The organism is uncultured Roseivirga sp. (genome assembly GCF_963973945.1).
In the GTDB taxonomy this organism is placed as follows: domain Bacteria; phylum Bacteroidota; class Bacteroidia; order Cytophagales; family Cyclobacteriaceae; genus Roseivirga.
Genome location: NZ_CAXBBV010000001.1, coordinates 787,325 through 796,998, shown reverse-complemented (window position 1 = coordinate 796,998; position 9,674 = coordinate 787,325). Strand labels below are relative to the sequence as shown.

Sequence of the window (9,674 nt, the reverse complement as noted above, 5' to 3'; positions counted from 1 at the left end):
CAATTGAATTTCTAGTTGTCGGCTGCTAAAGCTTCTGCTCCACCTACAATCTCTAGGATTTCTTTGGTAATGGCTGCCTGACGTGTTCTGTTATACATCAATTTCAGTTCTTTCAGCAAATCACCAGCGTTATCGGTTGCTTTACCCATGGCCGTCATTCGAGCACCATGCTCAGAAGCATTAGATTCTAATATTGCTTTGTAAAACTGAATTTTCAACGATTTCGGAATCAAGTCTTCAATGATAAAATCCTTTGAAGGCTCGAAGATATAATCCGTTCCAGTAGCGGTTGTTTCGCCTTCTTGTTCTACCTGAACAATAGGCAGTAACTGTTCGCTTCTTACAACCTGAGTGGCTACGTTCTTGAACTCGTTATATGCCAATATTACTTTGTCGTATTTACCCTCAACATAACCGTTCATAGCGTATTCTGCTGCCTCACGAGCCGTTTCAAAGCTCAGTTTCGAGAACATATCCCAATAAGCAGTCACGTTAGTGAATTTCTGCTTTTTAGACATATCGAACGCTTTTTTACCAATAGGCATTACGTGAATAGTTGCACCCTCATGGGCTTTTACTACTACATTTAATGCTTTGTTGATATTTGAGTTGAACGCTCCACAAAGTCCTCTATCAGAGGTTACTGGCACAATAAGTACATTTTTTACGTCACGCTCTTGGGCGTAAGTGGTCATAGACTCATCGCTGTTACCAGCAGATACATTGGCAAGAATAGCCGATAGTTTCTCTGAATAAGGTCTCAACTGAATGATCTTATCCTGAGCTCTTCTCAACTTTGCAGCAGCAACCATTTTCATGGCTCTGGTAATCTGCTGGGTAGAAGATACCGACTTAATCCTTTCCTTTACTTCCTTTAAATTCGCCATCTATTACGATTTAGGCTTAATGAAATTAATACCTACTTGCTAAATCTTTAACCGTCTTCTCGATTGCTGAAGTAGCTGCTTCGTCAAGCTTACCTGCTTTCAATAAATCAAGTGCTGCTCTTTCAGAAGTTCTCATTATAGTCAAGAATTCTTTTTCAAATTCTCTCACTTTCTCAACTGGCACTTTATCTAAAAGACCTTTTGTAGAAGCATAAATGATTGCCACTTGCTCTTCAACTGGTGCTGGAGAAAACTGTGCTTGCTTAAGAATTTCTTGGTTTCTTCTACCTCTATCAATTGTAAGTTTAGTAGATGCATCCAAATCAGAACCAAATTTCGCGAAAGCTTCTAATTCACGGAACTGAGCTTGATCAAGCTTTAAAGTTCCAGAAACCTTCTTCATTGATTTGATTTGAGCGTTACCTCCTACTCTTGATACTGAGATACCTACGTTAATTGCAGGACGCACACCAGAGTTGAAAAGGTTAGTTTCCAAGAAAATCTGTCCGTCTGTAATTGAAATTACGTTGGTTGGAATATAAGCAGAAACGTCACCTGCTTGTGTTTCGATAATTGGAAGGGCTGTTAATGAACCACCACCTTTTACTTTTCCTACCAATGAAGGAGGAAGGTCGTTCATTGCCGCTGCAATATCATCGTTATCATTCACTTTTGCGGCTCTTTCCAAAAGTCTAGAGTGCAAATAGAATACATCACCTGGGTAAGCTTCACGTCCCGGAGGTCTTCTCAAAAGAAGAGAAACTTCACGGTAAGCTACTGCCTGCTTAGAAAGGTCATCATAAATTACTAAAGCTGGTCTTCCTGTATCTCTGAAGTACTCACCGATAGCAGCACCCGCCATTGGCGAGAAGAACTGCATTGGAGCAGGGTCAGAAGCAGAAGCCAATACTACAACAGTGTAATCCATTGCACCACCTTTTTCAAGGGCTGCTACTACTCCTGCTACAGTAGATGCCTTTTGACCTACGGCAACGTAGATACAGAATACAGGCTCTCCTTTTTCGTAGAATTCTCTTTGGTTAAGAATAGTATCGATAACTACAGCAGTTTTACCTGTCTGTCTGTCACCAATTACCAATTCTCTTTGACCTCTTCCAATTGGAATCATGGCATCAATCGCCTTAACACCAGTTTGAAGAGGCTCAGTTACTGGCTGTCTGTAAATTACCCCTGGAGCTTTTCTCTCCAATGGCATTTCAAACGTTTCGCCAGAAATAGGTCCTTTACCATCAATTGGGTTACCAAGGGTGTCAACCACACGGCCAACCATTCCTTCACCTACATTGATAGATGCGATTTTACCTGTTCTTTTAACGGTATCGCCTTCTTTGATTTCAGCTGATTCACCAAGTAATACAGCACCTACATTGTCCTCTTCAAGGTTCAATACTAGGGCTTTCAGTCCGTTTTCAAATTCAAGAAGCTCTCCCGATTGCGCTTTAGACAAGCCGTAGATTCTGGCTACACCATCACCCACTTGCAATACGGTACCTACTTCTTCTAATTCAGCTTCTGATTTAAAGTTCGAGAGCTGCTCTCTCAAAATTGCTGAAACCTCATCAGGTCTTACATCTGCCATTTTATGATACAGTTATGTGTTAATTATTTAAAACTCCTTTACGTAAGGGTTTTGACTAAATTTCAATTTTAAGGCTTTTAGCCTTGAGTTAATAGAATCATCAATTTGACGATCACCTACTTTTAAGATAAAGCCACCAATCAGATTTTCATCAATCTTCTCGGTTAACTCTACTTCTTTTCCAGATATTTTCTTCACCACTTCTTTAAACTCGTTGCGGAGTTCATTATCAATTGGGAAAGTAGTTGTTACCGTAGCTTCCTCTACTCCAATTTTTGCATTGTACTGATGGTGAAACTCTGTAGCGATTGCTGGTAAATAGGCCTCTCTTTGTTTCTTGATTAGAATTCTAAAGATAGCCAAGGTCAGGTCGTTAACTTTACCTGTAAATACCTGATTCAATACCGTCAATTTCTTGTCGTGTGCTACTACTGGGTTTTTCAGAAATAACTGAAAGTCCCTGTTCTCTGAAACAACATCAGAGAAAAGCAGCATGTCCTTGTTCACATCTTCCAACTTACCTTGCTCACTTGCTAACTCTAGCAGTGACTTGGCATAACGGGAAGCAATTCTGAATTCTGACATTTATACCTATTAGTTAAGGTTCAAATCTTTTACGAAACCGTCAATCAACTCTTTTTGAGCTTTTTGATCAGCCAACTGCTTTCTAAGCAGTTTTTCAGTAATTTCTAAAGACAGCATGGCTACTTGATTCTTAACATCTGCAAGTGCCGCTTTCTTTTCGATTTCAATTGCCGCTTTAGCCTCTTCAATCATTTTGGCAGTAATTTTAGAGGTTTCCTCTTTAGCGCCTTCTTTAATTGAATTGGCAGTAGCGATTGCTTCTTTTAAAATGCTATCTCTCTCTACTCTTGCTTCAGCCAATAGTTTTTCATTATCGGCCTGCAAAGCTTGCATTTCGTTTTTAGCCTGCTCGGCTGAAAGTAAAGCACTTTCAATACTGTCTTCTCTTTCTTTTAAGGCTCCTAAAATTGGTTTCCAAGCAAATTTACCTAGAATAAACAATAGGACTAAGAAACCTATCGCCTGATAAACAATTAAGCCAAGACCTGGAGATAATAAATCCGCAGCAATCATAATTTATATTTTAAAATCTGTGTTCAAATCAAATAAAAGGAGTGGCCTAACGCCACTCCGATTAGTTCTTATTGGAATCCTGCTGTTACACTTGGGTTAGTAGCAATCAAAAGACAAACTACTACACCAAACAGAGAAACTACCTCGATCAAAGCAGCGATGATCAACATAGCTGTTTGAATTTTTCCTGCAGCCTCAGGTTGTCTAGCAATACCTTCCATTGCTTGACCACCGATTCTACCGATACCAAGACCCGCGCCTATCGCAACGATGCCTGCACCAATACCTGCGCCCATAAGAGCATAACCTGCAGTAAGTAAAATTGTAGTTAACATAATTCGTGTTTTATAAAATTGAACAAATAAGTTTCTTAGTGATGATCATGGTCTGCTACAGCCGCTCCAATGTACATTGCAGAGAAAAGCGTAAATACGTACGCCTGAATTGTAGCTACCAACAATTCGATCATATTAATAAATATTACCATTACAGTACTGGCCACTCCTACCGCATGCGACTGGAATATAAATACCAGACCAATCAAACTTAAGATTACAATGTGACCTGCCGTAATGGCTACAAACAAACGCACCATAAGAGAGAAAGGCTTTGTGAAAAGACCAATGAACTCTACAGGCACCATAATTAATAGTAATGGTTTTGGAACACCTGGTGTTGCAAACACGTGCTTCCAATATTCTTTGTTTCCGTTAACGTTTGTAGCAATAAAGGTAAATACTGCCAACACAAAAGTTACTGCGATGTTACCAGTTAGGTTAGAAGCCCCAGGAATCAAACCCAAAAGGTTACCCAACCAAATAAAGAAGAAAAGCGTGAGCAAATAAGGCATGAACTTCTCATACTTCTTACCAATGTTTGGCTTCGCTATTTCATCTCTTACATATATAATAATAGGCTCTAAGAAAGAGGCCACACCTTTAGGTGCTGTTTTCGGATTCTTTTTGTAGTGGCTTGCTGCTCTTAAGGCAATGAATGACAATACAATCATTGTAAGGATAAGCATGGCCGTATTTTTTGTGATAGAGAAGTCCATGGCGTGTCTGCCTGCATCTAAAGCAGCAATGTGGCCATCTTCACCTAACTCATAACCGTTGTATGCTACTTTTTCGTGGTGGTCATCATAGAAGTGATGGGATGAAAAAACTTCTAAACCTCTATCTTCAGAATAAAGAATAATAGGTAAGTAAAGTGTTCCGTATTCACCATCGAAGAAATGCCAAACATGGTCATCAACAACGTGATGCAGGATAAAGTCGGTTGCTCCTTTTTCTTCACCTCCGCCAGAATACGCTTTTGCACTAGACAATGCGGGAACTAAGAGTAGGAATAGCGCTAGAAAACTAACGAAAAGCGCTTTGTTTGGTACTACTGATTTTTTTTTGAACATTACTTATCCAGCCTTCTTTGAAATCGCGCGCAAGTTAGTCACTAACCCCATGATTTCAAACCCCATGTAAAACAAATAGACAACAAAAAGATTTATAACTAACAGAAGTCGATTCTCTACCCCTAAATACAACACCACTCCTATATAACCCGCTGTAAATAATAGTCTTGCCACCATAGCACCCATAAAAAGTCCTGTCCAGCTCTCCTGGTCAGTATTTTTCATAATGGTTAATGTAGCAAAGCTCAAAATAAAGCTCAAAACGGTCATATATATATATAACCCATAAGCCTTCTCGTGAATTAAAGCTGTGGTAAATGGTATAAAGTCGAGCACGAGAATTAGCAGAAGAATAACCCCAGAAAATGCCAAAAGCCTGAGTAACTGCGTTTTAATCGAATTCATCGCGCAAAGGTAGCGAATTATGTTGGTTTCAGTCCGACTTTATTTGTCTATAAAACTGATAAAATGCACCAAAAGCTCCTAAGAGAAATAGAATGATGAAAAAAATAGGTTTAGCATCGAAATACCATTGATCGATTTTAAAACCCAGCCAAGCACAAAGCCCGATGGTTAGGAACATCTGTAAGCCTAACTGCGAATACTTGAGATAAACATTAACTGGCTTTTTATCAAAAGGTGGTTTCTTAGGCTTCATATATTAAAGTAAGAAATAGAACCCAGTAGATAGACTATGCTCTTTTAATGGCGGCTTCTCTAGCTGGGCTTGCTGGCTTTCCTATTTCAATTTCTTTAGCCAAGTGCCCCATTTTACAACCACCATTAAATGTAGCACCAGGTTCTACTACCAATTTATTGGTAAGAATGTCGCCTTTAATTACTGCGGTGGGTTTTAAAATCAGCAGCTCAGAAATCTCTATGTTTCCTTTAATGGTTCCAGCAATTTCAGCGGTTCTGGCGGTAACATTACCATCTACAGTAGCTTCTGTGCCCATCACCAATTTGGCCTTGGCTTTTGCGTGGCCAAATATTTTGCCTTCAATTCTTATGTTACCGATCGACTCTATACTGCCTTCGAGTACGGTGTCTTTACCAATAATATTACTGGTGTTGCTTTGTTCTTCGGTAGCCTTTTTTTCTTCCTTAGATGTAAACATATTACTATAATGGTTGAGTTGGGTGGGTCTAAAATACGATGAAATCTTCAGGATTCACAGCACTTCCGTTGTACCAAAGTTCAAAATGCAAATGTGGCCCATTAGTTAGCTCTCCTGTATTTCCAATAATGGCCAAAATTTCGCCAGCGCTGATGAAATTGCCCACCTCTTTAGTTAAGGCAGAATTATGTTTATAAACAGAAATTAAATTCTCTTTGTGCTGAACGGCTATTACGTTTCCTGCATCCTGCGTCCACGAAGCAAAAATTACAGTGCCATCCGCAATACATTTTACTGGTTCGTCCTTCTTTGAAACCACGTCAATACCAAAATGCTCATTTCTTGGGTCGAAAGGCTGAGAAACATAGCCACTGATAGGCGAAAACAAATAGGTTTGCCTCAACTCTATATTATCAATTCTTTGACCCAGAAGGAAATCACCACCCGTTTCGAACTCAGACTTAAAGAGTGAATCAATTTCTTGAGAGCTGGAACTTTGTGAAAGCTGAACCTTTGAAGTATTTACATCATCAATTGCTTCATCATCTGTAGGCTGATCTCCATCCAGCACTCGCTTCATACTTTGAATAAAAAGATCTCTGTTCTCCAATTCTGTAGCTAATGAATCTAAGGAAAGGCTCATAGTCACCAAATCCTTTCTTGTTTCTCTTTCGGCATGCGTTGGGTCGAACCATTGCGCCAAAACAGTATTTACCAAGTAAAAGCTGATTACAAAAATTAGAATAAAGGCGATTAGGCTAAAAAAGACTACCCTAGCATATGTAAAATTATAGGTTGCTTTATGCGAAAAGTCCTCTTCATTCTGAATGATCAGAATGTGCCTGTTATTCAACCAATTAGAGAGTGTTTTTTTGTTCTTCGCCACGGTTATTTTATAAGGACAACAAAATTATAGATTAATAGATATTCCACTTCCTTTATTTGTATTAATTAAGATTTAATTTCGTTCCTTAATCGGGTAAACGAGATTTTGAGATTTAGATTTTTACATATCGCCAGATTTTTTGGGCTGCTGACCATTACATCGCTCTTTATAGGTTGTAATTCCAAGGGGTACCAAAACATGAACGCTCGCTATAATGGGTACTTTTATGCCAACCAGTATCTAAATGAAGTAAATCAGCAAATCGAGGATTCATACCAATATAATTACGACCAAATTTTAAAAATCTATCCTGATATTGATTCAAGTATTATTCAAAGCAACAAAAGCAAATTGGATGATGCTTTCAAAAAAGCTTCTCAGGTAATTGAATGGTACGGATCAAGTGACTGGACGGACGACAATTATTTAATAATTGGTAAAATTAGGCATTTGAGAGCCCAGTTTCAGTTTGCCATTGAAACCCTTCAATACATTAACCAAACTAGCGAAGATGACCCAACTAGGCACGCTTCGCTTATTGCCTTAATGCAAACCTATATGGATGCTGGCGAAAAAGATAAAGCCAAAGAAGTTTCTAATTACCTAGAAACTGAAGAGCTGGACGATGAGAACATGGCAAACTATAAAGTAATGCTTGCCTATTTCCATCAAAAAGAAGAAGACTTTGAGGCCATGGCTACCAACTTGAAAGAAGTAGCCGAAATTATTTCCAAAAAAGAAACAAAATCGAGAATCAACTTTATTCTAGGCCAAATAGAACAAGAGAAAGGTCAAAATGCTGAAGCTTACGAATATTATAAAGCATCACTTGCTGGGTCTCCTCCTTATGACCTTACCTTTCACGCAAAGTTGAATATGCAGCAGGTTAGTTCGGTAAATGGTGCAGCGGAAATTGAAAAAGTAAGGAAATTTTATGCTCAACTTTTAAAAGACGGTAAGAACAAAGAATACCAAGGCAAGATTTATTATGAAATGGGAGAGTTTGAAAAGAAGCAAACTCATTATGACTTAGCCATTGGTAATTACTTGAAAGCAGTAGCGGTTGAAGAACCTTCGCCCCGTCAAAAGTCGCTTTCTTATTTGCGAATCGGCCAACTCTATTTTGACACCTATGAGAAATTCGAGCTAGCCAGTAATTATTATGACAGCGCGGTTTCCATTATGCCCGCAGATATTGACGGTTATCCAATTCATGTGAAAAGAAAAGAAGTGCTCACTGACTTTGTAACACAGCTCAAAATTATTCAGACAAATGACAGCTTGCTTTCCTTGGCCGAACTTCCTGCCATATCCTTAGATGCCTTTGTTGACAGCTATTTAAACCAACAAGAAAAGGAAGCCAAGGCTCTAGAAAAAGAAGAAAGAAGAAATGCCGCCTCTACAGGTTCAGTTATTTCTCCATCAAGCGGAGGTGGATTTGCATCAAGTACACCTTCAAGCGAATGGTACTTCTATAACGATGCGGCTGTTGAATTAGGATCGATAGAATTTCAAAGACGCTGGGGCAACAGAAAGCTGGAAGATAATTGGAGACGCTCTTCAAAAGAAGCTTCTTCGCCAACAGAAACCTCTACAGAAGAAAATATTACTGACGAAAGCACTGAGCAATCGGAAGACAAAGCTCCAACTGATGAAGGAAGAGCGGCTAAGAAAAAAGAGCTGTTGGCCAATATTCCAACCACACCAGAAGCCAAAGAAAAATTGAATTTAGAAATTCAAGAAGCCCATTTCAAGCTTGGTTCAGTGTATAGGTTTGGGTTAGAAAAAGATGCCAAAGCAGCTGGCAGCTACAAAACTCTTCTTCAAAAATACCCTAATACTGAATATAAGCTAGATGCTCTTTTTGCACTGTATACCATTTACTTAGAATCGGACCCCAACCAAGCCCAAAACTACAAGCAGCAAATTATTGATGCTTTCCCAGAATCATTAATTGCCAAAACGCTTATCAACCCAAACTATTTGGCTGAAAAGGAAGCACGAAATAAAGCATTGCAAAAAGTATATGCATCGGCCTATAACGCTTATGAAAACGGTGAGTATGTAAAGGCCGATCAAATTATACGAGGCGCCTTGCAATCCTTCGAAGACGTTGACTTTCTTCCTACTGTAGAATTACTTTCAGCCATATTAAAGGGCAAAACAGAAAGCTTATTTTCTTATGAAGAAGCCTTAAAAGCTTTTGTAAACAAATACCCAGAAGGCCGTTTAACCAATTACGCCAAGGATCTTTTAATAGCGGTTAACCCTATAAAAGAAACCATAGTGAGGAGCGAAGATTTTGAATACAGCGAAGATTTTAAACAACTTCATCTCGTAGCGATTGTTTATAATAATGAAGTAACAAAATCTGCAGATTTGAAAACGGCAATTGAAAACTTCAACAAAAGCTCATTCACACATTTAAAACTGAGCGTTGGACAATTAGAATTTGATACTAGCAAAAAGCTGGGTATCATATTCATCAATTCATTTGAAGACAAAAAAACAGTAGAGGCCTATCATAGGGCCTTTAAAAAAGCTTTAACAGACTTCACAATAGAAGTCGATTCAAATTTTAATAATTTTGCAATATCACGAGATAACTTTCAGATGCTCTTTCAAACCAAAGAGTTAGAAGCTTACCTCAGATTTCATAATACATTCTATCAATAGA

Annotated in this window: 11 protein-coding genes; 1 reads left to right on the top strand and 10 read right to left on the bottom strand. The window is 38.7% G+C overall.

Annotated features, from left to right (window positions below; all coding sequences use genetic code 11):
• Positions 1 to 11: 11 nt before the first annotated feature.
• The 10 genes from atpG to AAC026_RS03415 all read right to left on the bottom strand — a co-directional run bounded on the left by atpG (position 12) and on the right by AAC026_RS03415 (position 6,997).
• Positions 12 to 887, bottom strand: coding sequence for an ATP synthase F1 subunit gamma (gene atpG / locus AAC026_RS03460; protein WP_339695055.1), 876 nt, complete (start codon positions 885 to 887; stop codon positions 12 to 14).
• A 25-nt stretch (positions 888 to 912) separates the two neighbouring features.
• Positions 913 to 2,487: a F0F1 ATP synthase subunit alpha gene (gene atpA, locus AAC026_RS03455; protein ID WP_339608372.1), complete on the bottom strand. Its 1,575-nt coding sequence runs from the start codon at positions 2,485 to 2,487 to the stop codon at positions 913 to 915.
• A gap of 27 nt (positions 2,488 to 2,514) precedes the next feature.
• The gene (atpH, locus tag AAC026_RS03450) at positions 2,515 to 3,072 is read right to left on the bottom strand and encodes an ATP synthase F1 subunit delta (protein ID WP_339695053.1); all 558 of its coding nucleotides are present in this window, start codon (positions 3,070 to 3,072) and stop codon (positions 2,515 to 2,517) included.
• Between the two features lie 9 nt (positions 3,073 to 3,081).
• Positions 3,082 to 3,585 carry a F0F1 ATP synthase subunit B gene (locus tag AAC026_RS03445; protein ID WP_339608368.1) on the bottom strand — a complete coding sequence of 168 codons (504 nt, stop codon included), beginning with the start codon at positions 3,583 to 3,585 and terminating at the stop codon, positions 3,082 to 3,084.
• 68 nt (positions 3,586 to 3,653) lie between these two features.
• Entirely contained in the window at positions 3,654 to 3,920 is a 267-nt protein-coding gene (gene atpE, locus AAC026_RS03440; RefSeq protein WP_339608366.1) for an ATP synthase F0 subunit C, read from the bottom strand.
• Positions 3,921 to 3,955: 35 nt separating this feature from the next.
• Positions 3,956 to 4,993, bottom strand: coding sequence for a F0F1 ATP synthase subunit A (gene atpB / locus AAC026_RS03435; RefSeq protein WP_339608365.1), 1,038 nt, complete (start codon positions 4,991 to 4,993; stop codon positions 3,956 to 3,958).
• Between the two features lie 3 nt (positions 4,994 to 4,996).
• Positions 4,997 to 5,398: a hypothetical protein gene (locus AAC026_RS03430; RefSeq protein ID WP_339695051.1), complete on the bottom strand. Its 402-nt coding sequence runs from the start codon at positions 5,396 to 5,398 to the stop codon at positions 4,997 to 4,999.
• A gap of 28 nt (positions 5,399 to 5,426) precedes the next feature.
• Positions 5,427 to 5,651 (bottom strand): AtpZ/AtpI family protein, encoded by a 225-nt coding sequence (locus AAC026_RS03425; protein ID WP_339608361.1) that lies wholly within the window; start codon positions 5,649 to 5,651, stop codon positions 5,427 to 5,429.
• A gap of 34 nt (positions 5,652 to 5,685) precedes the next feature.
• Positions 5,686 to 6,111 carry a polymer-forming cytoskeletal protein gene (locus tag AAC026_RS03420; protein ID WP_339608359.1) on the bottom strand — a complete coding sequence of 142 codons (426 nt, stop codon included), beginning with the start codon at positions 6,109 to 6,111 and terminating at the stop codon, positions 5,686 to 5,688.
• Between the two features lie 28 nt (positions 6,112 to 6,139).
• Positions 6,140 to 6,997: a M23 family metallopeptidase gene (locus tag AAC026_RS03415; protein WP_339608357.1), complete on the bottom strand. Its 858-nt coding sequence runs from the start codon at positions 6,995 to 6,997 to the stop codon at positions 6,140 to 6,142.
• 198 nt (positions 6,998 to 7,195) lie between these two features.
• Between AAC026_RS03415 and AAC026_RS03410 the strand changes: the two genes are divergently transcribed.
• Positions 7,196 to 9,673, top strand: coding sequence for a hypothetical protein (locus tag AAC026_RS03410; protein ID WP_339695050.1), 2,478 nt, complete (start codon positions 7,196 to 7,198; stop codon positions 9,671 to 9,673).
• Position 9,674 lies beyond the last annotated feature (1 nt).